Source organism: Comamonas aquatica (genome assembly GCF_018064205.1).
Classification (GTDB): domain Bacteria; phylum Pseudomonadota; class Gammaproteobacteria; order Burkholderiales; family Burkholderiaceae_C; genus Comamonas; species Comamonas aquatica.
The window spans coordinates 3,552,475-3,575,711 of sequence record NZ_CP072916.1 but is presented as its reverse complement, the minus strand read 5'-3'; the positions used below and the strand labels follow the sequence as shown (position 1 = coordinate 3,575,711).

Genomic DNA, 23,237 nt, shown 5'->3' with positions numbered 1-23,237 from the left:
TGGTGCGTTCCCCTGCTCGTGGATGGACGTGCTCAGTGCGAGCGCCGACGCCCGCCCGGGCGGCCCTTGCGCGGATACAGGTTCTGCCCATTGACCTGGATGCCCGGGGTGCGCAGCGGCAGCATGCCGGCCACCTCGTCGTCCTCGACGCTGGCATGGTCCACCTCGGCCAGCGGCGCCTGGTAGGCATAGACCTCGCGGCCATCCGCCAGCGCGGCCACGTGGACCGGCGTCGCATCAGGGATGGGGAAGTTCAGGCTGACCAGCCAGCTGCCGGCAGGCATCTCGCCCAGCGATTTGACCGCGGCGCGGCTCATGCTCTCGGGCCGCTGGAACAGGTAGACCAGGGCGTAATCGCCCCAATCGACCTGCCACAGGTCCCCGCGCCGCACCGTGGCCCAGGGGCAGCGCAAGGCGCTGGCCCAGCGCAGCGGCCAGCTCCATTCCACGCCATGCACCCGGGCCTGCGGCCAGGCACGGTGCAAGGCCATCAGGCCATCGCCCAGGCCGCTGCCGGCATCCAGCACGCGCGCGCCCTCGGGCAGCGTAATGCGGTCCGACAGGCCATCCAGCGCGCCGGTCGGCGTCGGGAACACCGGCGCATCGCGCCAGGCATTCAGGGGATAGACCAGCAGCATCACGGCCAGTGGCAGCAGCCACAGCCAGGCAGGCACGGCCCCAGCCGACACCACCAGCCACGACAGCGGAAAGCCCAGGGCCATCATCAGCCGCCGCCACCAGGTGGCCCCCAGCCAACTGCCGGCCAGCCCGACCAGCAAGGCCGCACCCAGCGCCCCCCACCAGGGGGCCCAGGACTGGAGTACGCCAAAACAGAGCCATGCCAGGGCCCACACTAACAAGGCCGGCAGGGGCCAGATCAGCCGATTCAAGAATGTCATCCCCCGATGGTGCCCGAAACCGGATCCCCGCAGGGCCCTCCCATGCGCTGAAATGCGTGCAGGCCTGGGACGCAGCCACCCGGCCCCTACAAAGAAAAAAGGCCTTCGTGCGAAGGCCTTGGGGGGGTGAGCGGCTGCGCGTCCGCTTAGCCACGCAGGCGTTCGATCAGGCCATTGAGCTCGTCCAGCGAACCGAACTGGATGGAGACTTCGCCCATGTCCTGGACCTTGCCGTGGCGCTTGACGCGCTTTTTCACGCGCACCTCGACCTGGGCCATCAGCAGGTCGGACAGCTCTTCCTCCACCCGCTGCACGTCGCGCGACTTGGCGGGCTTGCGGGCCTTGGCCGCCGTGCCGTCGTCGGCCTCGGCGACCTTCTTGACCAGGGATTCCGCCTCGCGCACGGACAGCTTGCGCGCCGTGATCTGGTTGGCGGTGGTGATCTGTTCGGCCTTGTCCAGGGCCAGCAGCGCGCGCGCATGGCCCATGTCGATGTCGCCGGCCATGAGCATGGTCTGCACCGGCTCGGCCAGGTTCAGCAGGCGCAGCAGGTTGGACGCGGCCGAGCGCGAGCGCCCCACGGACTGCGCCGCCTGTTCGTGCGTGTAGTGGAACTCCTGGACCAGGCGCGCCAGGCCCTGGGCTTCTTCCAGCGGGTTCAGGTCTTCGCGCTGGATGTTTTCGATCAGCGCCATGGCGGCGGCGGCTTCGTCGGGCACATCGCGCACCAGCACCGGCACGCTGTCCAGGCCCGCCAGCTTGGAAGCGCGGAAACGGCGCTCGCCAGCGATGATTTCGTACTTGCCAGCGTGTGCCCCCTGGGCCAGCTTGCGCACCAGGATGGGCTGCATGATGCCCTGGGCCTTGATGCTTTCGGCCAGCTCGTACAGCGCGCCTTCGTCCATGCGCGTGCGCGGCTGGTACTGGCCCGCCACCAGCTCGGTCACCGGCAGGCTGCTGGGTAGGTCGCTGCCGCTGCCGGCGGCCGGGGTGTCGTCCACGGTGGGGCCGAGCAATGCTTCCAGACCACGCCCCAGGCCCTTGGGTTTCTTGGTTGCCATGCTTGTTCCTTATTCCTTGATCAGGCGGCGCAGCAGCGCATGCCCGGCATCCCAGCGGCCCAGGCCGCTGGCGGTGTTGATGTGGCCCGCAGGCCCGAGATCGACCAGCTCCGCCCCCCAGGCCTGGGCGAAATGCTGGCTGCGGTCCCAGCGGCAATACGGGTCGTCTTGGCTGGCGGCCACGATGCTGGGAAACGGCAGCCGGGCCTGGGCCACGGGCTGCCAGCCGGGCAGCTGTGCCGCCACCGGCTCGGCCTCGGTATCGGCCGGGGCCACCAGCAGCGCGCCCAGCACCCGCGTGCGGGCCAGCGGCGAATGGGCGGCCCACCAGGCGGTCAGCACACAGCCCAGGCTGTGCGCCACCAGCACCACAGGCTGGACACTGTCCACCACCGTCTCCTGCAGGCGCGCCGACCAGTCGCCGCGCAGCGGGCGCTGCCAGTCGTGCTGCTGCAGGCGTTCGTAGCCGTACAGGGCTTCCCACTGGCTTTGCCAATGCAGCGCGTCCGAGTTCTGCCAGCCGGGCAGCAGCAAGACGCGGGCGGAGGGGGTCATGACTTCTTGATTCATAGCTGTCAGCGCTGGCTGCATCGGGGCTGGAGGCCTTTTTGGCTTAAAACCCCAACGCCCCTCACATCTTCTGGATGCGCTGGACCATCTCTTCGGCAAACTCGATGAAGGCCTTGCTGCCCTTGGCCGCGGGGTCGAACACCACGCCCGGCACGCCGTAGCTGGGGGCTTCTGCCAGCCGCACATTGCGCGGGATGACGGTGTCGAACACCTTGTCGCCGAAGTGGGACTTGAGCTGGTCGCTGACCTGCTGCTGCAGCGTGGTGCGCGGGTCGAACATGACGCGCAGCAGCCCGATGATCTGCAGGTGCTTGTTCATGTTGGCATGCACCTGCTTGATGGTGTTGACCAGGTCGGTCAGCCCTTCCAGCGCAAAGTACTCGCACTGCATGGGCACGATCACGCCGTGGGCCGAGCACAGGCCGTTGAGCGTCAGCATGGACAGACTGGGCGGGCAGTCGATCAACACAAAGTCGAAGTCGGACTGCACCGCCTCCAGGGCCGCCTTCAAGCGCTCGTTGCGGCGCTCCAGCGCCACCAGCTCGATCTCGGCACCGCTGAGTTCGCGGTTCGCGCCCAGCACGTGGTAGCCGCACTTTTCCGACAGCACGGCCGCTTCCTGGATCGACGACGACTCCAGCAGCACGTCGTACACGCTCTGCTCCATGGCCCGCTTGTCGATGCCGGAGCCCATGGTGGCATTGCCTTGGGGGTCCAGGTCCACCAGCAGGACACGCTGACCAATCTTGGCCAGACCCGCCGCCAGATTCACTGCGGTAGTGGTTTTGCCGACGCCACCCTTTTGGTTGGCAATACAGAAAATTTTGGCCATGAGAGATTGCTGATGGAAAGTAACCGGGCACCCGGAGAACACACAAGGCGGGCCGCACACACAGGCCGCACAAGGGAAAAAGGCCCAGCGCGGAGGCTGAGGCCTTTCAATACAGCCGGTGCGCGATGCGTTGCCGTCCTGCAGGCACCCGGTATTGAAAACCCGAGTTTATGCGAGCTGCACGCCGCATGCACTGTCAAAGTGTGTCGGCCACCGGCTTCATCCACACAATACAACGCTCGGCATCCAGGCCGGGGACGGTCAATCGTTCCACGTGAAACACCTGCACGCCGGCACCCAGTGCGTCGATTTCGTCCTGCGGGTGCTTGCCCTTCATGGCCAGCCAGACCGCGTGCGGCGCCATCGCGGCACGCGACCAGGTGGTGAAATCCACCAGCGAGGCAAAGGCGCGGCAACTGACGATGTCATACGGGCCGGACAACGATTCCACACGTGCATGGATGCCGCGCAGATTGGGCAGCTTCAGTGCCACGGCGGCCTGCTGCAGGAAGGCGGCCTTCTTGGCCACGGTGTCCACGCAGTGGATGTCCACCTCGGGGCAGCACACGGCAAACACCACACCGGGCAATCCCCCGCCCGAGCCCACGTCCAGCTGGGCCGTGCGCTCGCCTGCGGCCTTGCCCAGCGACTGCACATGGCGCCGCAGTGCCGGTACAGCGGCCAGGCTGTCCAGCAGGTGGTGGGTCATCATCTCCTGCGGGTCGCGCACGGCCGTCAGGTTGTAGACCTTGTTCCACTTCTGCAGCAGGTCCAGAAAAGCCATCAGCTGGTCCACCTGGGCCGTGGACAGATTCAGTTGCAGCGCCTGGGCGCCCTGTTCCAGCTGCTTGCGCAGATCAACACTCATGCGGACTCCTTGGCAGCCGCGGTCGTGAACTCCTTGAAGCCGCCCTTCTTCAGGTGAATCATCAGCAGCGAGATGGCGGCCGGTGTCACCCCGGAAATGCGCGAAGCCTGGCCCAGAGTTTCGGGGCGGTGCTTCTGCAGCTTCTGACGCACCTCGATCGACAGGGCACTGACCTGCATGTAATCCAGCTCGGCCGGCAGCTTCAGGGTTTCGTAGTGCGCAGCACGCTCCACCTCGTCCTTCTGGCGATCGATGTAGCCGGAATACTTGGCGGCAATCTCTACCTGTTCCAGCACAGCCTCGTGCAGCTCGCCCAGTGTTTCACGTGAAACCGCTTCCGACTGGTACTTGCCATCGTCCATGGACACCAGGGTGCCGTACTCCACGCCGGGGCGGCGCAGCAGGTCGAACAGGTTGTACTCGCGCTCGATGTTCTTGCCCAGCACGCGCTCGGCTTCCACCGCCGGCAGGCTGCGCGGGTTCACCCAGGTGGCCTTCAGACGTTCTGTTTCACGTGAAACAGCGTCGCGCTTGCGGTTGAACATGTCCCATTGCGCATCCCCGACCACACCCAGCTGACGACCAATTTCGGTCAGGCGCATGTCGGCATTGTCTTCACGCAGCTGCAGACGGAACTCGGCCCGGCTGGTAAACATTCGGTAGGGCTCGGTCACGCCCTTGGTGATCAGGTCGTCCACCAGCACGCCCAGGTAGGCCTCGTCGCGGCGTGGGGTCCAGGCGTCCTGGCCACGCGCCTGCAGCCCGGCATTGATGCCGGCGAACAGGCCCTGGGCGGCAGCTTCCTCGTAACCCGTCGTGCCATTGATCTGGCCGGCAAAGAACAGGCCCTGGATCTGGCGGGTCTCGAAGCTGGACTTCAGCGCCCGGGGGTCGAAGTAGTCGTACTCGATGGCGTAGCCGGGGCGCAGGATGTGGGCGTTCTCCAGGCCCTTCATCGAACGCACCAGGGCGTACTGGATGTCGAAGGGCAGGCTGGTGGAAATGCCGTTGGGATAGAACTCGTGGGTCGTCAGCCCTTCGGGCTCCAGGAAGATCTGGTGGCTGTCCTTGTCGGCAAAGCGGTTGATCTTGTCTTCCACGCTGGGGCAGTAGCGTGGGCCCACGCCCTCGATCTTGCCGGTGAACATGGGGCTGCGGTCAAAGCCGCTGCGGATGATCTCGTGCGTGCGCTCGTTGGTGTGCGTGATCCAGCAAGGCATCTGGCGCGGGTGCATGTCGGAATGACCGCGGAAGCTGAACACCGGCACATGGCCTTCGTTCACACCGCCGGGCATGCCGTCGCCGGGCTGCTCGGTGCACTGACTGAAGTCGATGCTGCGCCCATCGATGCGTGGTGGTGTGCCGGTCTTCAAACGGCCCTGGGGCAGCTTCAGCTCCTTCAGGCGTGCCGACAGCGTCACGGCCGGGGGATCGCCGGCGCGGCCCGCGGCGTAGTTGTCCAGGCCCACGTGGATCTTGCCGTCCAGGAAGGTGCCTGCGGTCAGCACCACAGTCTTGGATTTGAACTGGATGCCCACCTGGGTGACGGCGCCCACCACGCGGTCGCCCTCCACCATCAGGTCGTCCACGGCCTGCTGGAACAGCCACAGGTTGGGCTGGTTCTCCAGCATCTCGCGGATCGCGGCCTTGTACAGGATGCGGTCCGCCTGGGCACGCGTGGCCCGCACGGCCGGGCCCTTGGAGCTGTTCAGGATGCGGAACTGGATCCCGCCCATGTCGGTGGCCAAGGCCATGGCGCCGCCCAGGGCATCCACTTCCTTGACCAGGTGGCCCTTGCCAATGCCACCGATGGACGGGTTGCACGACATCTGGCCCAGGGTCTCAATGTTGTGGGTCAACAGCAATGTTTGGCAGCCCATGCGGGCAGCCGCCAGCGCCGCTTCGGTGCCAGCATGACCGCCGCCGACGACGATCACATCAAATTCTTGGGGGTACAGCATGTTCAAGCTCCATCGCAGTGGCGTGTTCATCCACCTGTGGCAGCCGGGGGCATTCCACGGCTGCGGCCCACGCGGTCGGGAGTGAGGCATGGGCAAACCCTTGATTTTCCCACCCTTTCCCAGGGATGTCTTTGACCCATTGAGCGAGCAGGACTTTCACCATCCGCCGCAAGGACGGGGCCATGGTCTTGGTCCGGCCTGCGCGACCTGGCAAGCCCCATCCAACACCGCCTTGCCCCGGTGGCATACCACTCTCGCCCGGCCATGAAAAAAGGCTTCCTGCGGGAAGCCTTTTCGCCGGAGACCACCCCGAAGGGTGGCCGCACTCAGCCCAGCAGCGGCGCCTCGGCGCGCTGCGCGGTGGATGCCACAGGCACGGCGCCGCCGTCGCGTGGCAGGCTGTAGGGGCGTGTCGCAGCAGACAGCGCTGGGGACTGGTTGCTCAGGATGAACTGGCTGACCACGTCCGACAGCTGGTGGGTCTGTTCCTTGAGCGACTCGGCGGCCGCGGTCGACTGCTCGACCAGCGCCGCATTCTGCTGGGTCATCTGGTCGATGTCACCCACGGCCTGGTTGACCTGCGAGATACCGGTGGACTGCTCGTTGGCCGCAGCGGTGATCTCACCGATGATGTCGCCAACCCGCTGGATGCTGCCCATGATTTCCTGCATGGTCTTGCCGGCTGACTCCACGTGGCGCACGCCGCCATCGACGGCATTCACGCTGCTCTGGATCAGTCGCTTGATGTCGCTGGCCGCTTCGGCGCTGCGGCGCGCCAGCAGGCGCACTTCGCCGGCCACCACGGCAAAGCCACGGCCTTGCTCGCCGGCGCGCGCGGCTTCGACCGCGGCGTTCAGCGCCAGGATGTTGGTCTGGAAGGCGATCGAATCGATCAGACCGATGATGTCGCCGATCTTGCGGCTGGAGCTCGAGATCTCGTGCATGCTCTCGACGGCCTGCGACACCACCGAGCCGCCTTGTGCCGCGGTTTGCGAGGCCGACGCCGCCAGCTGGTTGGCCATCTGCGCCGACGAGGCGGTCTGCTGCACCGTCGCCGTCAGCTGCATCAGCGACGCCACGGTCTGCTGCAGATTGCTGGCGGTCTGTTCGGTGCGGGCCGACAGGTCGCCGTTGCCGACGGCAATTTCCTGGCTGGCGGTCGCGATGTTGCCGCTGGCGTCGCGCACGCGGCCCACCATGCGGTTCAGGTTGTCCTGCATGGACTTCAGCGCATTCTGCAGGTCGGACACTTCGTCTTTGCCCACCACGTCGAGCTGCTCCGTCAGATTGCCCTTGGCGATGGCATCGGCCAGGCGCTTGGCATCGGTCAGCGGACGGCAGATCGACACCATGTTCAGCAGGGTCAGCGGCGCCACCACCAAGGTGGTGATCACCAGCGCCAGCACAAACAGCCACTGGGTCTGCGACGCCACCTGGCTGCCGCGGGCCTCGGCGGCCTGGGCCTGGGCCTGCAGCAGCTGCTCCAGGGTCTGCAGCTGCTTCTCGGCCTCGACAAATTCGGCGCCGGCACGGCGGCCCACGCGCTGCGCCACGGTGGCGCTGTCATAGCCGTTGTCCAGCAGCTGGCGGGCCACCGGCGCAAACAGGGTCTGGTACTGCTCCAGGTGCTTGAGCAATTGCTGCACCACGGCGCCATCCTGGGCCGGGGCCACCTGGGCCAGGGCCGCACCCGCAGCCTGCACCGCCTGCAGGCTGGTCGTCCATTCGGCGTGCGTCTTCTTCAGCTGTTCGGGCTGCTCATACTGGATGATCATTTCCTTTTCCAGGTTGCGCACCTGGGTCAGGCTGCCCTGCAGCTTGGCCACCAGGCCCGCCTGCTGGAAAGGACCGTTCAGAAAACTCTGGTTGAGGTCGTAAATGCGGAACATGCCGAACATACCGGCACCGCCCAACAGGCCCAACAACACCAGCACCACCGCAATGGCGCCGAGCATGCGCACCCGGATGGTGAACATTCGCATCAGTGCAAACAGACCCATGATCTGATTTCCTCTCTATCGCTTGACATCACCCAGCACAGCGCCAGATGCCCTGTCCCAACCATCTCCGGCATGCAGACCGAAGCATGCAGGCGCGCAAGAACCACGGGCAGAGTTTGCCAGACAAGACTGACAACAAAGGCTAAAGAAAACCCCGTCTTATGGTTACTTCCAGAAACACTCTACGGCATGCATGTGTCCTCACCGTGTTCCACGTGGAACAGGCGGGCCGCAGCGCTACAGTCGTGCTTTTCCCCATCCACTGAAGGAGCCCCCATGGAACACGTTTTCCAAGTCCAAGGCATGACATGCGGCCACTGCGAACGCGCCGTGAAGCAGGCCGTCGCCCAGATCGATGCCCAGGCCACCACCACTGTGGAGTTGGCCACGGGCCGGGTCGTGGTGCACAGCAGCGGCACGCGCGAGGCCCTGGCCCAGGCCATCCGGGAAGAAGGCTACACCGTCGCCTGATCGCCCAGCGCAAGGGCGGCGTGCCGTGTGCGGTGTACCGCACGAGACAGCCGCCCGTTGTGCCGTCGCGGCGGTGTCGGTCCAATCGGGCGGGCAGGCTTGGCGAGTTCATGTTGCAGTTGCACAATCTTTCCAGCCATGTTCGAAACAATTCTTGGAGACACCGCATGAGCACCCGCGAGATTTTTGTCGTCAGCGCCGCCCGCACCGCGATTGGCACTTTTGGCGGCAGCCTGAAAGACGTTGCCAACACCCAGCTGGCGACCACCGCCGTCAAGGCGGCCATCGCACGTTCCGGCCTGGACCCCGCCGCCGTCGGCCATGTGGTGATGGGCAATGTGATTCCCACCGACACCAAGGACGCCTACCTGTCGCGCGTGGCCGCCATCGACGCGGGCTGCCCGATCGAGACCCCGGCCTTCAACGTCAACCGCCTGTGCGGCTCCGGCCTGCAGGCCATCGTCTCGGCGGCCCAGGCCATCGCACTGGGGGATTGCGACGTGGCCATCGGCGGTGGTTCCGAATCTATGAGCCGTGGCCCCTACTTTGACCAGGCCGCGCGCTGGGGCGCACGCATGGGCGATGCCAAGAGCATCGACTACATGCTGGGCATCCTGCACGATCCCTGGCAGAAGATGCACATGGGCATCACGGCCGAAAACGTGGCCGAGCGCTACAAGATCAGCCGCGAGATGCAGGACGCCCTGGCCCTCACCAGCCAGCAGCGCGCCGCGGCCGCCATCGCAGCCGGGCGCTTCCAGGAACAGATCGTGCCCGTGGAAATTGCCACGCGCAAAGGCACGGTGCTGTTCGACACCGACGAACACGTGCGCGCCAGCACCACGCTGGAGGTGCTGGCCGGCATGAAGCCGGCGTTCAAGAAGGAAGGCGGCAGCGTCACCGCCGGCAATGCCTCGGGCATCAACGACGGCGCCGCGGCCGTCACCCTGGTGGCCGGCGACCGCCTGGCCGCCCTGGGGGTCCAGCCCCTGGCCCGCCTGGTGGGCTATGCCCACGCTGGGGTCGATCCGGCCTACATGGGCATCGGCCCCGTGCCGGCCACCCAGAAGGTGCTGGCACGCACCGGCCTGAAGGTCCAGGACATGGACGTGATCGAGGCCAACGAGGCCTTTGCCGCCCAGGCCTGCGCCGTCACCCAGGAGCTGGGCCTGGACCCCGCCAAGGTCAACCCCAACGGCTCGGGCATCTCCCTGGGCCACCCCGTGGGCGCCACCGGTGCCATCATCACCACCAAGGCCATCTATGAGCTGCAGCGCACCGGCGGCCGCTATGCCCTGGTGACCATGTGCATCGGCGGCGGCCAGGGGATTGCCGCCATCTTCGAGCGCGTCTAAGCGCCGCCACCCCGCTCCGGCAGGTGCACCTGCCGGCCGCACACCGCCCGGATGTGCCGGACGGACCTGCGGCCCCGGGACCGGCACATCCGGGCTGCCGGCGCGGGGTTGCATCATTCCACATCTTTTCAGGCGCTGGCCCGCACCCAGTCTGCGCAAGCAGCTCCTGTTTCTGAAAACTGCCCCCGCCCCCACGCGAAAACCCTGCCAGTACGGCGGAAAGCATGGTCCAGACAGCGCGCCACAGCCACTATGCTTGGCGGTTCCGATGTCCCTTCCCCACGCCCCTGCGGCACGCTGACGGTTGTTTGCCATGGATCCCCTGCTGACTCGCCTCTCCCATTCCTTGCACCAGGCCCAGAGCCAGGAAGAATTGGTCCGCCCGCTGCTGGAAATGCTGGAGCAGGTCACCCAGCTGGAGTCCACCTACCTCACCCGCATCGATCTGGAGCAGGACTTGCAGCACGTGCTCTACGCCCGCAACACGCGGCAGATGCAGATCCCCGAAGGCCTGTCCGTGCCGTGGCAGGACACGCTGTGCCGGCGCGCACTGAGCGAGGGGCGCATGTGCACCACGGATGTGGCCGCATGCTGGGGCGACTCGCAGGCGGCACGGGCACTGGGGATCCAGACCTATGTCAGCGCGCCCGTGCGCATGTCGGACGGCCAGCTGTACGGCACCTTGTGCGCCGCCAGCGCCCAGACCGCCCTGCTGCCGCCGGACACCGAAAGCGTGCTGCAGCTGTTTGCCAAGCTGATCGCCCAGCATGTGGAGCGCGAACAGCTGCTGCAACGCCTGCAGGCCCACAACGCCCAGCTGGCCCACCAGGCGTTCACCGACCCACTGACCCAGCTGCCCAACCGCGCCGCACTGCGCGAGGAGCTGCAGCGCCTGCTGGCGCGCGCCCAGCGCACGCACAGCAGCGTGCTGGTGGCCTTCATCGACCTGGACGGCTTCAAGGCCGTGAACGACCGCCACGGCCATGCGGCGGGCGACCTGTTGCTGCGCACCCTGGCACAGCAGCTGCACCACAGCCTGCGTGCGGGCGACATGGTGGCCCGCATGGGCGGGGATGAGTTTGTGGTGGTCACGCCGGTCGACGGCACGGCGCGCGAGGTGGCCGTGGCGCAGCAGGGGCTGGAGCAGCGGCTGCGCGCCGCCTCGGTCTGCGACCTGGTGCTGCCCCAGGGGGGCAACCTGCACTACCCTGGCGCCAGCGTGGGCGTGGTACCGGTGTCCGGCGACTTCAGCGTCGACCAGGCACTGCAGCAGGCCGACCACGCCATGTACCACGACAAGCAGTTGCGCCACCCCCGGGGTGGGCGCCCCGGCAGCGCCCTGCACTGAACGCCCCCAGCCCCCGCTGCGGCCAGCCAGACCTGGGGCCTGTGATCTTCAAGCGGCCCACACAACCCCGTTCCTCGGAGATGGGCGCTAGAGGCGAGGTGGACAGCCGCGGACCGGACTTGCGTACGACCCGGCCCAGCCACACACGCCCCCAGGCTTGTGTGGGCCGCCCTTAGAAGGGTGCCTCTTCCGGGGCCGTGTCCACCGGTGCGCTCGCGGCGCCGGTCACCACACCCTTGCGGCCGGCAGGCACGGCCGTGCCCACCGCATCGCCCACGGCGGTGCGACCTTCGCCGCCCAGGGCCGTGAACAGGTCGGGGATCAGCTTGCTCAGCTCGCCGGTGGCAATCGCTACATCGGTGTCAAAGCCCCCCTCGTCGCTAGCCTGGTCCAGCATGGTATCCAGCAGCGCGATCTTCTTGACCTGCAGGGCATCGGTCAACACGAAGCTGACGCGCTCGTCCCAGGTCATGGCCAGCTTGGTGGGCAGCTTGCCGTGTTCCACGTGCTGCTTGACCTCGTCGATGTCCAGCGGATGGCGGGCATAGCGCACCACGGCCTTGGACTCATCGGCGGCCTTGAGCTCGCATTCGCGGTCGATGGAGAAGCCCGCCGGCGCTTCCTGTGTCAGCAGCCAGTGCGCCATCGCCGCCTGGGCGCTGATCTGGGTGTCCACCAGGGCCACGCCAAAGCCCTGCAGGCTTTCTACCAGCAGGCTCACCACCTCGTCGGCCTTGCCCTGGGCACCGGTGTCCAGCACCAGCAGCTGGGCCTGGGGGTCGATCCACACCCACATGCTGGACTGCTTGGTGAAGGCCATGGGCAGCAGATCCAGCTTGGCCTCGTCCTTGAGGTCGCGCTTTTCCTTCTTGCCCGGTTTGCGGCCAAACTCCAGCTCGATGGCATCGGCCTTTTCCTGCACCTTGCGGTTCAGCACGCTGGCCGGCAGCATCTTGGATTCGCTCATGAAGCGCAGGATCCACTGTCCGCCCACGCTTTCGGCCAGCAGGCCGTGGGCCTCGCCGCGTGGCGGCACCCAGCCCGACGACTGCTCCTGTGTGGCACCACAGGGCTGGAATGGCGCCTTCTGCAGCGCCGCTTCCACCTGCTCCAGCGAGCCCTGCCATTGCGCCGCAATGCGGTACACGATCATGTTCTTGAACACGCAGTCACCTTTTCCTGAATCTGCATCAAAGTCTGTGACGGGGCCCGGCCTGCGGGCCATTCCGTCATGAAAATAAGAGCTGTCAGCGCCCGTTCTGTCTGGCTTGGATGGCAAAAACACTTCCAACCACCCACCGCCTGACCGCAGCGCGACAACCCAGCTTTGTATTACTTTACACAGCAGCAGCAAAGCCTCACCAACGGCTTACACAGAAACCGCACACTTGCAGCCATGCACTGCCGAACCTCTTGGCAGATCCGATGGAAACCACCACCAAGGAGTACACCATGGCCCTCTTCCAACGTAGCCTGACCGCCGCTGTCGCAGCCGCCGCCCTGGCCGGTGCGTTTGCACTGCCGGCTTCGGCCCAACCTGCCGCCCCCACGGCCGGCCCTGCCGCCACCGCCCCGGCAGCGCGCCACCAGGCACCCGACTTTGCCAAGCGGCACGCCGAACGCACCGAGCGCATGAAAACCCTTTTGCAGCTGCAGCCTAACCAGCAAGCCGCCTGGGACAAGTATGTGCAGGCCACCACGCCACAGCCCCGCCCCGCTGCGGGCGAGCGCCCCGACCTGCGCAAGCTGACCACCCCCGAGCGCCTGGACCTGGCCCAGAAGATGCGCAAGGAACACACGGCCCACGCCGAACAGCGTGACCAAGCCACCCGCAGCTTCTACAACAGCCTGAATCCCAGCCAGCAAAAGGCCTTCGACGAACTGACGGCCCACCGCCCCGGCAAGTTCCACTATGGCGGCCAGGGCGAGCGCATGGGCCACCAGCCCGGCCACCCCCACGGCCTCGCCGGCCAACCCATGGGCCGTGGCGCATAAGCCCCCTCCACTCCCACCCAGCAGGTCCCAGGACCTGCTTTTTTTTCGCCGGTTGCGCCCCGGACTGCAAAAGCTTTTTCAGTTGCGCACACCGCACGCAGGCCATGTCCAGGGTGTGCATGGCCTGCAGCACGCCGCTGGCCGCCACCGCCCCGAGATCCGGAGGTCACGCCCTCCTCACCGGCACGTCACACCCCGGGCCGCCTGCCCGCATGACCGACATCGGATTCCGGTAACCCGACAAAACTCCATCAAAACAAGCACTTGCTGCATCCACGCAGGGGTTTTGGTAACTCCGGGTTTTCCCTGTAATTGGATTACACGCCCGGCGTGCTCTCATTTTTGTAACGCGATTACGTGACGCCACCACCCGCTCGCCGCTCTGTCCAGGGCCTGTGGATAAACGTGGGTAGAAAAAAATAGCAACCTGCTGTTTATCCACAAGCGTTTCCAGCCGCTGCAACTTGTACCCAAATCCGGTCGTCACCGTCCCTGGGTTCAGACACATGGTTTGGGTAAGGACAAGTCCTTGATCTGAAAAAAGTATTTCACCTTATCCACACTCACAGCCCATCCCTACTATTACTACCAATTAAAAATAGAAGACATAGAGATAACTACCGCGCGAAAAAATTCGCGCTTTTTCCGTCGTTGCATTTTTTTCAGTGTTCCGTTTTTTTCCGGCATTCGGCCTGACGTGGGCGGATGCGCTGTTCACAGTCGGGACGGTTCTGCGTAAAACACCGTTCATTTCAGTTATTCACATCAAAAAAAATAGCAATAAGTGACGTATTTATAAGAAAAAACACCAAATAACAAAGTTACATCAGAGACAAGCAGACCATGTGGATAAATCGTGTTGAAAAAATGAGATATCCACAAAAAAGCACGCCATCGGGAAATTATCCCTGAAGGCAGTACAGCAGGAACAGGGCCTGCCCCACATGATTGGCAGGGACACAAGTGCTTGATTTCCGGATGAAAAGCACAGTTGTCCACAATCCCTGGGGATGCTTACTACTACCTACTATCCTTATTAAAAAAAAACAAAGAACAAGTCAGAGGCAAGCACCGCAGGAGCAGGATCCCGATCGTCTCCAAAACGTAAGTGCTTGGTGGGACAGACAAAGACCGTCACGTCCAGTGTGCAGGACCACATTTCCGCGCGCATGGGTATGAAAATGGTTTTTCAGTCGGTTGCCGCGTTGGGAACGGGACTTATCCTGATCGGGTGTTCTGTCCACAGGAAGTTATCCCAGCCTCTGGATAACTGGGGTGATCACGCCACCGCACCGCGGTAAGGGCATTCAAAAAAATTCAATGCTGAAGGTGAGGCCTGCGCAATAGGGGGCACCCAGGCCCTGAAGCAGGTGCGCAGTGGCTGGCGCCCAATCAAAAGCCGCCCCGCTTGGCGAGGCGGTCAGCGGCCACGACAGGCCCTCAGGCGCGGCGTGGCAGCTTGCGCTGGGGCATGGACGGGGCACTGGCCAGCATGGCCGCGCTGCGGGCCTGGGCCGCCTGGACCAGCGGGGTGATGAGCTGTGCCTCGGGCAGGTGGGCCCAGTAGTGGCGGGGCATCTCCCGGCACATGGTGGCCACTTTCAGGCGCGCAGGATTGAAGATGTGGGCGTAATAGGTCAGCCACAGGGCTTCGCCGGCATCGGCGGGTGGTGCGGCATCGGCACGGGCACCGGGCCCCCAACTGAGCACGCCTGGCCGCCCTGCCAGGGGTTGCAAGGCCTGCTGCGGGGCAATGCCGTGGTCGGCCAGCGCCGCCACACTGGGCGCCTGGGGCCACCAGCGCAGGCAGGCCAGGGGCGTCAGGATGGCCCAGCGCATGTTGCTGAAGCGGCCGACAAAGAAGGGGGCCACGGCATGCACGATGTGGTGCTGGGGCTCGAACCAGGCCACGTGCAGCGGGCCACTGCCGTCGTGCAGGGCATCGGCCAGGGCCACGGGGCGAAAGCGCACGAAGGCATGCATCTGGTGCACCTCCCGGTGCACGGCCTTGCACAGGTACTGCAGGTGCACGCGGTCGGCATCCAGGGGATCGTGGCGCACGCCGGGCGTGTGCTGCATGCGCCACAGCAGGCGGTACAGCAGGGCAAAGCGCTCGGGGCTGTGGTGCAGCAGCGCGTGCTCGGCCAGCTCCGGCCACCAGCGCGGCACGGTCAGCGGGCGCTGCTGCGTCGGCGGCAGATCCTCGCAGGGGGTGACCTGCGGCGTGGGCGTGAACAGGTCGGGGTGCTGGCCGTGGGCCGCTTCGGTCTGCCATTCCACCAACTGCGGTGGCACCTGCTGCGCCCACAGCCACCTGGCCAGGCGGCGCCAGTGCGCGAAATCGGTGCCGTCGCCGGGCAGGATGAGGTGCTGGCGGTCCATGGCTCAGAACAGGCTGGCTTGCTGCGGCTGCGGGGCCACGGGCTGGACCAGGCGGCGGGCCAGCCGGGGATCGTCCAGGCTGCGGCCGGGGTGCCAGTCCAGGCATTCCACGAATGGCAGGATCCGGGCGCAGGGCACGCGCAGGCGTTCCAGGTCGGCCCGGCGCAGCTGGCGCCAGCGCCGCGCGGCCAGCAGCTTGTCGACCGACAGCACGCCCAGGCCGGGCACGCGCAGCAGCAGCTCGCGCGCGGCGGTGTTGAGGTTGACGGGAAAGCGCTCGCGGTGGGCCAGGGCCCAGGCCAGCTTGGGATCGTGCTCCAGCGACAGCATGCGCTGGCCGGGGGCGCCTGCGGGCACCAGCTCGCCGGCCTCGAAGCCGTAGAAGCGCACCAGCCAGTCGGCCTGGTACAGCCGGTGCTCGCGCACCAGGGGCGGGGCGATCAGCGGCAGCTCGGCGCTGGCGTCGGGGATGGGGCTGAACGCCGAGTAGTAGACGCGGCGCAGGCCATAGCCGCTGTAGAGGCGGGCGCTGGTGAGGATGATGTCGCCGTCGTCCGCCGCGTCGGCACCGACGATCATCTGCGTGCTGTGCCCGCCGGGCGCAAAGACCGGGGGCCGGGCCGGCCGCGTGCGGCGTGCCTGGGGGCGCGAGACGATGGCGCTGCGGGCCGCGGACTGGCGCTCGGACTGGGCGCTGCGGATGTGCTGGTGCAAATGGCCCATGCCCTGGTGGATGCTGGCGCTGCTTTTCTCGGGCGCCAGCTGTGCCAGGCCCTGCACGGTGGGCAGCTCGATGTTGATGCTCAGGCGGTCGGCGTACAGGCCGGCCTGGGCCAGCAGGGCCGGATCGGCATCGGGGATGGTCTTGAGGTGGATGTAGCCGTGAAAGCCATGCTCCAGGCGCAGGCTGCGGGCCACGCCGACCAACTGCTCCATGGTGTAGTCGGGGCTGCGGATGATGCCGCTGGACAGGAACAGGCCCTCGATGCAGTTGCGCCGGTAGAAGTCGAGCGTGAGCTGCACCACCTCGGCCACCGAGAAGCGGGCGCGCGGGATGTTGGAGCTGACGCGGTTGACGCAGTACTTGCAGTCGTAGAGGCAGAAGTTGGTCAGCAGGATCTTGAGCAGCGACACGCAGCGCCCATCGGGCGTCCAGCTGTGGCAGATGCCCATGCCGGCGGTCGAGCCGATGCCGCCCGCCTGGGCCGTGCGCTGGGCACTGCCGCTGGAGGCACAGGAAGCATCGTATTTGGCGGCGTCCGCCAGGATGGCGAGTTTGTTTTGCAGGTCCACTGTATAAATATACAGTTATCTGTCATGTTCTGCACCTAAAAATGCCAACGCCAGGCTGCCGCGGGTGGGCCGCAGGCCTGGCGTTGTCATCTGTTTTTGCCGGCCAGCGCTCATATGGCAAGCGCTGGCAGCTATGGTTTTTAAGGCCTGCTTTAGGCCTTTTTCAGGAATTCCGACTTGAGGATGAAAGGCCCCTGCTCGGTCTTGCAGTCCACGTCGTGGTCGCCGTTGTCGTAGACCAGGCGGATGCCCTTGATCTTGCTGCCCTTCTTGATCACGGTGGACGAGCCCTTGACCTTCAGGTCCTTCACCAGGATCACGCTGTCGCCATCGGCCAGGGGCGTGCCGTGGGCGTCCTTGACGACGCGCGGGCCGGCGTCGTCTTCGTCCGCGGTGGCCTGCGCCGACCATTCATGGGCGCAGTCGGGGCAGATGAACAGGTCCGCGTCGGGGTAGGTGTTGGGCTGGCCGCATTGGGGGCAGGCTGGAAACTCGGTGGCGCTCATGGCAATCCCTCTCTGGATCGGTGCAAGTGGTATGAAATAAATAGCTGCCAGCGTAGGTGATTTCTTGAATTCCAAGCGATTTAGTCTTGAATGCAAGTCATATTGCGCGCAAACAGCTCCTTTTTTAGCGATCTGGGCAGGTTGCAGTCCCTGGCCGGATTGCGGGCTGGCGCTGCAAGGTCGCACCGTGCAGGACCCCCGCTGGCATGTCGGGCCGTGTTGCCGGCCGTGCTGCGGGCCATGGCTGCTTCTGCGACAGCGTGGTGCCGCCGGGGGGCCCACGGCGCCGCATCGGTGGCCTCAGCGGCTTCAGCCCGGGCGCGGTTCACCCCACGGCGGTGGGCACAGCGCCGGCTGCGCCTACGCGGCGCGCTTTTCCAGCGTGAACGGTGGCAGGCCGTTGAGCAGTTGCTGGCCGTAGCTGGTGGCCACCAGGCGGCGGTCGTAGCAGTAGACGTGGGCCTGGTCCTCCTCGGTGCGGATGGCGCGGCCCACCCACTGCGCCAGGCGGATGGCGGTGGCGGGCACGACCAGTTCGTTGAACGGGTTGCGACCGCTGGTGCGCAGCCACTCGGCGCGCGACTCGCCCACCGGGTCGTCCGGCGGGGCAAACGGCAGCTTGGTGATGAACAGCGATTCGCACAGCGCGCCCGGCAGATCCAGCCCTTCGCCGAAGGACTGCATGCCGAAGATGATGCTGGGCAGGCCCTGTTCCACACGCTGGCGGTGGTCGGCCAGCAGCATGGCGCGCGGCATGGCGGTCTGCACCAGCACCTGGCTGCGCATGGCCGTGGGCAGGGCATCGACGGCCTGGCGCATCTGGTCGCGCGAGGTGAACAGCACCAACGCCCCGGCCTGGACCTGGCTCAGGTCGTGCAGCAGCCGCTCCACCATCTCCTGCGTGAAGGCGGCGGCTTCGCGCGGGTCGGCCCGGGTCTGGTGGGCCACCAGCGTGCCCTGGGCCGCATAGTCGAAGGGGCTGGCCACCTCCAGCGTCTGCACGGCCGCATCGCCGTGCAGGCCGGCCTCGCGCAGGAAGAAGTCGAAGCTGCCGCAGCTGGTCAGCGTGGCGCTGGTCAGCACCGCGCCGCGCACCTGGCTCCACAGGTGGTGGCGCAGCGTGGCACCGGGCAGGATGGGGCTGGCATGGGCCTTGACGACGATGTAGTCGCCCTCCACCTCCACGGTGAACCATTTGGCGTTGGGCACGCTTTCGGAGCCGTCCTCGCGCGTCTCGGGCTGCTGGCTCAGCAGCTGGGCCGTGTCGTGCACGGCCTCCAGGCGCGGCGCCAGCGTGCCGACCTGGGCGTACAGCTGGGACAGGCGCTGGGCTTCGTCGGGCTTGTCCTTGATCTCGGCCTTCAGGGCCTTGGCAATGGCCCGCAGCACGTCCAGAAAGCCGCTGGCGTGGTGCATGACCTGGGCCAGGGGGTCCAGCAGGGCCGGGGGCAGATCGCCGCGTGGCACGCGCACACGGGCCGGGCCGAAGCGATCGCGCTGGCCCTTGAGGGTGTCGCCATAGGTTTCCATGACCAGGCGCGCCAGTTCGCTCAGGTGTTCGCGCAGGCCGCTGCTGTGGCCTGCGATGTCGGCCAGCTCGTCCACCTCCATCAGCTGGCCCACGCGCAGGGCGCGGCTGGCCAGCTTGTCGATCCATTGCAGGCGGCTGAGGTCCATGTCGCAGGCGAACTGCGACAGCGCCGTCTGCGGCAGGTGGTGGGCCTCGTCCAGGATCAGCAGGCTGTCGCTGAGCTCCGGCAGCAGGCGCGCGCCCAGGCTGGACAGCAGCAAATCATGATTGGCGACAATGACTTGCGCCGCCACCATGTCCTTGCGGCGCTCGTAGTAGGTGCAGCTGGAAAACACCGGGCAGTGCTTGCCGGTGCAGGAGCTGCCCTCGGCCGCCACGGGGCCCCAGGCCTCGGCTTCAGGCGGGTTGGGCAGGCTGTCGCGGTCGCCATTCCATTCGCCGCTGGCCAGGGCATCGGCCATCGAGGCATAGAACTGCATGCGCGCCTCGGTTTCGGCGCGGGGCCGCGCCTTGCGCTGCTCGGCCGCTTCTTCGGCGAACAGATCGTCCGCGTCCTCGCTGTTTTCGCCCGAGCTGGCCAGGCGCTCCAGCTTGAGTTTGCAGACAAAACGGCCCCGCCCCTTGGCCAGCGCAAATTTGAACGGTATTGGCAATTGCTGCGCCAGTGCCGGCAGGTCCTTGTTCACCAGCTGCTCCTGTAGCGCCACCGTGGCCGTCGAAATCACCACGCGCGTGCCACGCGCCAGGGCCATGGCGATGGCCGGGGCGGCATAGGCCAGCGACTTACCCACCCCCGTACCCGCCTGGACGACAGCGATGGATTTTTTCGGTTCCGGAGCCCCCTCCTCGACCTTGCCGAGCTGGGCGGCCGCCAGGGTCTGCGCGATCTGGGCCGCCATTTGGCGTTGGCCCTCGCGCACCCGGAACCCCGGGATGGCGGCGACGACGGCGTCAAAGGATTCCAGGGCCTCGGTGGCCCATTTTTTTTGGCTCATTGCGGGAATTTCAGACCGGGCAATCCGGTCAAGAAGACTGAAAAATTGTTTTCAATACAGATGCAGAGCACCACATGCATCTTTTTCTTTATCAACATCCTGTGCGATATCGGATGTTTTGCTGATTTTTTCAGCACCAAAGAGGGTCTAACAAGTGCACTATCCGGCAGATTTCTGCCAGCCACTCTGCTGTGGACAATTGATTATAGATTGTGGATGGTGAACCTGTCGGTGCCGGGGATGCCACCTGGATTGCACCACGCCCTGTGGCATAAACCCTGTGGAAAATCCCGGGAAGCATGACGTGGAGATGTTGAAAAAATATTTTCAATCAACACATCCTTGTGCACAGCCTGATGGATGCACGCAGCTGTGGATAAGTAGAAAATAGAGTCCAAGTGGGTTGGAAAATTTGTCCACATTCTGGTGTACAAAGTTATCCACAGTCTGTGTGCAGATGGACGCTGCATGCGATGGTGCCGGCGTGCAGGCACACCATGCCGCATGGATGGAGTCAACGCTGCAGCGCGTGCACTTGCTTTGTTGTAAAAATTATTTTTCGACCGTGCATCTGGTGGCGATGACTTGTAATTTTGTGTATTTGTTTTCAAAAACACCGACAAACATCGCTGATGTACTTTGATGTTTGTACATTTTTTTATGAAATAAAGATGATGAGATAGGTTTTGTATAAAAAATAACGGATATGGCACGCAATGTGACGGGCTGAAGCCTGCAGGTGCCATGGCGGCGGCTGTCGATGGCGGTGGCGGGCGCCCTGCGCCGAGGTTTCGCGTGGCCCCTGGCCACTGCGGGGCCGGGAGTTGGCGCCGCCTGCGTGGCAGGCCCGGGCGCTACACTGCTCAGCGCTCCGTTTCCGCTTTTTTTCCACTGATTCCTATGAACGCCACTTTTGGCTGGCTGGACGCCCTCATCCTGGGCCTGGTCCAGGGTCTGACCGAATTCCTGCCCATCTCTTCCAGCGCCCACCTGCGCATCCTGGGTCCCTTGCTGCCCGGTGGCGCCGATCCGGGCGCGGCCTTCACCGCCATCACCCAGCTGGGGACCGAACTGGCGGTGCTGATCTACTTCCGCAAGGATGTGCTGCGCATGCTGGTGGCCTGGTTTGCCAGCCTGCCCGTGATTGGCAACCGCCGCCCGGGGGAAGCCCTGCACTCCGATGCCAAGCTGGCCTGGCTGGTGATCCTGGGCACCATCCCCATCTGTGTGCTGGGCCTGTTGCTGCGCAGCTGGATTGAAACTACCTTCCGCACGCTGGCGCTGACGGCCGTGATGCTGATCGTGTTCGGCCTGATCCTGGGCTGGGCCGAAAAGCGCAGCACCCAGACGCGCCAGATTGGCCAGTTGGGCTTGCGTGACGGCATCGTGCTGGGCTTTGCCCAGGCCATGGCGCTGATCCCGGGCGTGTCACGTTCCGGTGGCACGATTACTGCAGGCCTGCTGCTGGGCATGACCCGCGAGGCGGCGGCGCGCTTTTCCTTCCTGCTGGCCATTCCGGCGGTGCTGCTGTCGGGCTTTTACCAGCTGCTGTTCAAGCGCGATCCCATGAGTGGCGAGCAATGGATGCTGACCTTCATGGCGACTGCGATTGCCTTTGTCGTGGGCTATGCGGTCATCGTCTGGTTCATGCGGCTGATCTCCAACAAGGGCTTCGGCTTCTTCGTGATCTACCGCGTGCTTTTAGGGCTTGCCATCCTGGCTGGCCTGCATTTTGGATTTATCCAGTAACCTTGCAGTGTTTTTGTTACCCCGAGCGAGTTTGAAAGGACGCTCAACCACATCATGGAAATTCCTATACTTATCGCCCTCATCCTGCTCAATGGCGTGTTTGCCATGTCTGAAATCGCGCTGGTCACAGCACGCAAGGCAAGGCTTCAAAAATTGATCGATGAGGGCGATTCCGCCGCAGCTGCCGCCCTGAAGCTCGGCGAAGACCCCACCCGCTTCCTGTCCACCATCCAGATCGGCATCACCTCCATCGGTGTGCTGAACGGTATCTTTGGTGAGGCCGCCCTGGCCCAGCCCATGGCGGAATGGCTGGTGCAGCTGGGCATGGCGTCCAACTACGCCAGCACCTTGTCCACGGCCGTGGTGGTGGTCTTGATCACCTATGTCTCCATCGTGGTGGGTGAACTGGTGCCCAAACGCCTGGGACAGACCAACCCCGAATCGATTGCCCGCCTGGTGGCCCGCCCCATCAATCTGCTGGCCAAGCTGACCAAGCCCTTTGTGCTGCTGCTGACGGGGTCGACCCTCGCCCTGCTGCGCCTGCTGGGCGTGCGCCAGACCAACGACAGCAGCGTGACGGAAGACGAGATCCACGCCGTGCTGGCCGAAGGCACCACCTCGGGTGCCATCGAGCAGAACGAGCACACCATGATCCGCAACCTGTTCCGCCTGGACGATCGCCAGATCTCCTCGCTGATGGTGCCGCGCTCGGACGTGGTCTGCCTGGACGTGAGCTTGTCGTTCGAAGAGAACATGGCCATCCTGGAATCCCAGGACCATGCGCGCTATCCCGTGATCGACGGCAACTTCGAGAACCTGCTGGGCGTGATCAACTCGCGCCAGTGGCTGGCCCATGCCCTCAAGGGGCAGCGTGACCTCAAGGACGCCAAGGACCTGATCCACAAGCCCATCTACATCCCGGAAACCATCACCGGCATGGAGTTGCTGGAGAACTTCAAGCAATCCGGTGCGCCCATGGCGTTCGTCATCGACGAGTACGGTGAAGTGCAAGGCATCGTCACCGTGCGTGACCTGACCGAGGCCATCACCGGCGAGTTCGTGACCGAGGACCCCAGCGACGCCTGGGCCGTGGAGCGCGAGGATGGCAGCTGGCTGCTGGACGGCCACATCCCGGTCGTGGAACTCAAGGATCGCCTGGGCCTGAAGACCGTGCCCGAAGAGGAAAAGGGCCGCTACCAGACCCTGAGCGGCATGATGATGCTGCTGACCGGCAAGCTGCCCGCCGTGACCGACAGGGTGGTCTGGGAAGCCTGGGAGTTCGAGGTGGTGGACATGGACGGCAAGATCATCGACAAGATCCTGGCCACCAAGGTGGAAGTCCCCGAGATCGACCTCTCCGACGAGGCCTGATCCCCCGCCAGGGCACACCCTGAAAAAAGCAGCCGCAAGGCTGCTTTTTT

At 65.2% G+C, this 23,237-nt stretch carries 18 protein-coding genes; 6 read left to right on the top strand and 12 right to left on the bottom strand.

Annotation, left to right across the window (positions count from 1 at the left end):
- Nucleotides 1-32: 32 nt before the first annotated feature.
- The 7 genes from KAQ61_RS16770 to KAQ61_RS16740 all read right to left on the bottom strand — a co-directional run bounded on the left by KAQ61_RS16770 (nt 33) and on the right by KAQ61_RS16740 (nt 8,191).
- Nucleotides 33-899, bottom strand: coding sequence for a class I SAM-dependent methyltransferase (locus KAQ61_RS16770; protein ID WP_210929892.1), 867 nt, complete (start codon nt 897-899; stop codon nt 33-35).
- Nucleotides 900-1,045: 146 nt separating this feature from the next.
- Nucleotides 1,046-1,960, bottom strand: coding sequence for a ParB/RepB/Spo0J family partition protein (locus tag KAQ61_RS16765; protein ID WP_210929891.1), 915 nt, complete (start codon nt 1,958-1,960; stop codon nt 1,046-1,048).
- A gap of 9 nt (nt 1,961-1,969) precedes the next feature.
- On the bottom strand, nt 1,970-2,530 hold the full coding sequence (locus tag KAQ61_RS16760; RefSeq protein ID WP_210929890.1) for an RBBP9/YdeN family alpha/beta hydrolase: 561 nt from the start codon (nt 2,528-2,530) through the stop codon (nt 1,970-1,972).
- Between the two features lie 61 nt (nt 2,531-2,591).
- On the bottom strand, nt 2,592-3,362 hold the full coding sequence (locus tag KAQ61_RS16755; protein ID WP_210929889.1) for a ParA family protein: 771 nt from the start codon (nt 3,360-3,362) through the stop codon (nt 2,592-2,594).
- Between the two features lie 196 nt (nt 3,363-3,558).
- On the bottom strand, nt 3,559-4,230 hold the full coding sequence (gene rsmG / locus KAQ61_RS16750; protein WP_210929888.1) for a 16S rRNA (guanine(527)-N(7))-methyltransferase RsmG: 672 nt from the start codon (nt 4,228-4,230) through the stop codon (nt 3,559-3,561).
- On the bottom strand, nt 4,227-6,191 hold the full coding sequence (gene mnmG / locus KAQ61_RS16745) for a tRNA uridine-5-carboxymethylaminomethyl(34) synthesis enzyme MnmG (protein WP_210929887.1): 1,965 nt from the start codon (nt 6,189-6,191) through the stop codon (nt 4,227-4,229). The genes rsmG and mnmG overlap by 4 nt, the downstream gene beginning before the upstream one ends.
- A 326-nt stretch (nt 6,192-6,517) precedes the next feature.
- Nucleotides 6,518-8,191: a methyl-accepting chemotaxis protein gene (locus KAQ61_RS16740; RefSeq protein ID WP_210929886.1), complete on the bottom strand. Its 1,674-nt coding sequence runs from the start codon at nt 8,189-8,191 to the stop codon at nt 6,518-6,520.
- Between the two features lie 276 nt (nt 8,192-8,467).
- Between KAQ61_RS16740 and KAQ61_RS16735 the strand changes: the two genes are divergently transcribed.
- The 3 genes from KAQ61_RS16735 (at nt 8,468) to KAQ61_RS16725 (ending at nt 11,365) form a co-directional block, all read left to right on the top strand.
- Nucleotides 8,468-8,662, top strand: a complete 195-nt coding sequence (locus tag KAQ61_RS16735; protein ID WP_210929885.1) for a heavy-metal-associated domain-containing protein — start codon at nt 8,468-8,470, stop codon at nt 8,660-8,662.
- A 110-nt stretch (nt 8,663-8,772) separates the two neighbouring features.
- The gene (locus KAQ61_RS16730) at nt 8,773-10,017 is read left to right on the top strand and encodes an acetyl-CoA C-acyltransferase family protein (protein ID WP_338026726.1); all 1,245 of its coding nucleotides are present in this window, start codon (nt 8,773-8,775) and stop codon (nt 10,015-10,017) included.
- A gap of 313 nt (nt 10,018-10,330) precedes the next feature.
- Entirely contained in the window at nt 10,331-11,365 is a 1,035-nt protein-coding gene (locus tag KAQ61_RS16725; protein ID WP_210929883.1) for a sensor domain-containing diguanylate cyclase, read from the top strand.
- Nucleotides 11,366-11,537: 172 nt separating this feature from the next.
- Here KAQ61_RS16725 and KAQ61_RS16720 read toward each other — a convergent pair whose 3' ends face one another.
- Nucleotides 11,538-12,530: a recombination-associated protein RdgC gene (locus KAQ61_RS16720; RefSeq protein ID WP_210929882.1), complete on the bottom strand. Its 993-nt coding sequence runs from the start codon at nt 12,528-12,530 to the stop codon at nt 11,538-11,540.
- Nucleotides 12,531-12,817: 287 nt separating this feature from the next.
- On the opposite strand from KAQ61_RS16720, the gene KAQ61_RS16715 reads away from it, so the two are divergent.
- Nucleotides 12,818-13,360, top strand: coding sequence for a Spy/CpxP family protein refolding chaperone (locus KAQ61_RS16715; protein WP_210929881.1), 543 nt, complete (start codon nt 12,818-12,820; stop codon nt 13,358-13,360).
- A gap of 1,440 nt (nt 13,361-14,800) precedes the next feature.
- Here the strand turns inward: KAQ61_RS16715 and KAQ61_RS16710 are convergent.
- The 4 genes from KAQ61_RS16710 to dinG form a co-directional block, all read right to left on the bottom strand.
- Nucleotides 14,801-15,742 (bottom strand): TIGR03915 family putative DNA repair protein, encoded by a 942-nt coding sequence (locus tag KAQ61_RS16710; protein ID WP_210929880.1) that lies wholly within the window; start codon nt 15,740-15,742, stop codon nt 14,801-14,803.
- Between the two features lie 3 nt (nt 15,743-15,745).
- Nucleotides 15,746-17,035, bottom strand: a complete 1,290-nt coding sequence (locus KAQ61_RS16705) for a putative DNA modification/repair radical SAM protein (RefSeq protein WP_210929879.1) — start codon at nt 17,033-17,035, stop codon at nt 15,746-15,748.
- Nucleotides 17,036-17,187: 152 nt separating this feature from the next.
- Nucleotides 17,188-17,541, bottom strand: coding sequence for a zinc ribbon domain-containing protein YjdM (locus tag KAQ61_RS16700; RefSeq protein WP_210929878.1), 354 nt, complete (start codon nt 17,539-17,541; stop codon nt 17,188-17,190).
- 360 nt (nt 17,542-17,901) lie between these two features.
- Complete coding sequence (gene dinG / locus KAQ61_RS16695; RefSeq protein ID WP_210929877.1) at nt 17,902-20,067, bottom strand: ATP-dependent DNA helicase DinG; 2,166 nt, start codon at nt 20,065-20,067, stop codon at nt 17,902-17,904.
- 900 nt (nt 20,068-20,967) lie between these two features.
- Here dinG and KAQ61_RS16690 point away from each other — a divergent pair.
- Both KAQ61_RS16690 and KAQ61_RS16685 read left to right on the top strand, forming a co-directional pair.
- Nucleotides 20,968-21,816, top strand: a complete 849-nt coding sequence (locus KAQ61_RS16690) for an undecaprenyl-diphosphate phosphatase (RefSeq protein ID WP_210929876.1) — start codon at nt 20,968-20,970, stop codon at nt 21,814-21,816.
- A 54-nt stretch (nt 21,817-21,870) separates the two neighbouring features.
- Nucleotides 21,871-23,187, top strand: a complete 1,317-nt coding sequence (locus tag KAQ61_RS16685; RefSeq protein ID WP_210929875.1) for a hemolysin family protein — start codon at nt 21,871-21,873, stop codon at nt 23,185-23,187.
- The last annotated feature ends 50 nt before the right edge of the window (nt 23,188-23,237 follow it).

Excerpts from the sequence above, each read along its gene's own strand:
- KAQ61_RS16760 (WP_210929890.1), bottom strand. The coding sequence starts at position 2,530 with ATGAATCAAGAAGTCATGACCCCCTCCGCCCGCGTCTTGCTGCTGCCC.
- KAQ61_RS16770 (WP_210929892.1), bottom strand. The coding sequence starts at position 899 with ATGACATTCTTGAATCGGCTGATCTGGCCCCTGCCGGCCTTGTTAGTG.
- KAQ61_RS16685 (WP_210929875.1), top strand. The coding sequence starts at position 21,871 with ATGGAAATTCCTATACTTATCGCCCTCATCCTGCTCAATGGCGTGTTT.
- KAQ61_RS16710 (WP_210929880.1), bottom strand. The coding sequence starts at position 15,742 with ATGGACCGCCAGCACCTCATCCTGCCCGGCGACGGCACCGATTTCGCG.
- KAQ61_RS16765 (WP_210929891.1), bottom strand. The coding sequence starts at position 1,960 with ATGGCAACCAAGAAACCCAAGGGCCTGGGGCGTGGTCTGGAAGCATTG.
- KAQ61_RS16755 (WP_210929889.1), bottom strand. The coding sequence starts at position 3,362 with ATGGCCAAAATTTTCTGTATTGCCAACCAAAAGGGTGGCGTCGGCAAA.
- KAQ61_RS16690 (WP_210929876.1), top strand. The coding sequence starts at position 20,968 with ATGAACGCCACTTTTGGCTGGCTGGACGCCCTCATCCTGGGCCTGGTC.
- mnmG (WP_210929887.1), bottom strand. The coding sequence starts at position 6,191 with ATGCTGTACCCCCAAGAATTTGATGTGATCGTCGTCGGCGGCGGTCAT.
- KAQ61_RS16740 (WP_210929886.1), bottom strand. The coding sequence starts at position 8,191 with ATGGGTCTGTTTGCACTGATGCGAATGTTCACCATCCGGGTGCGCATG.
- KAQ61_RS16725 (WP_210929883.1), top strand. The coding sequence starts at position 10,331 with ATGGATCCCCTGCTGACTCGCCTCTCCCATTCCTTGCACCAGGCCCAG.
- KAQ61_RS16715 (WP_210929881.1), top strand. The coding sequence starts at position 12,818 with ATGGCCCTCTTCCAACGTAGCCTGACCGCCGCTGTCGCAGCCGCCGCC.
- rsmG (WP_210929888.1), bottom strand. The coding sequence starts at position 4,230 with ATGAGTGTTGATCTGCGCAAGCAGCTGGAACAGGGCGCCCAGGCGCTG.
- KAQ61_RS16700 (WP_210929878.1), bottom strand. The coding sequence starts at position 17,541 with ATGAGCGCCACCGAGTTTCCAGCCTGCCCCCAATGCGGCCAGCCCAAC.
- KAQ61_RS16735 (WP_210929885.1), top strand. The coding sequence starts at position 8,468 with ATGGAACACGTTTTCCAAGTCCAAGGCATGACATGCGGCCACTGCGAA.
- KAQ61_RS16730 (WP_338026726.1), top strand. The coding sequence starts at position 8,773 with ATGTTGCAGTTGCACAATCTTTCCAGCCATGTTCGAAACAATTCTTGG.
- dinG (WP_210929877.1), bottom strand. The coding sequence starts at position 20,067 with ATGAGCCAAAAAAAATGGGCCACCGAGGCCCTGGAATCCTTTGACGCC.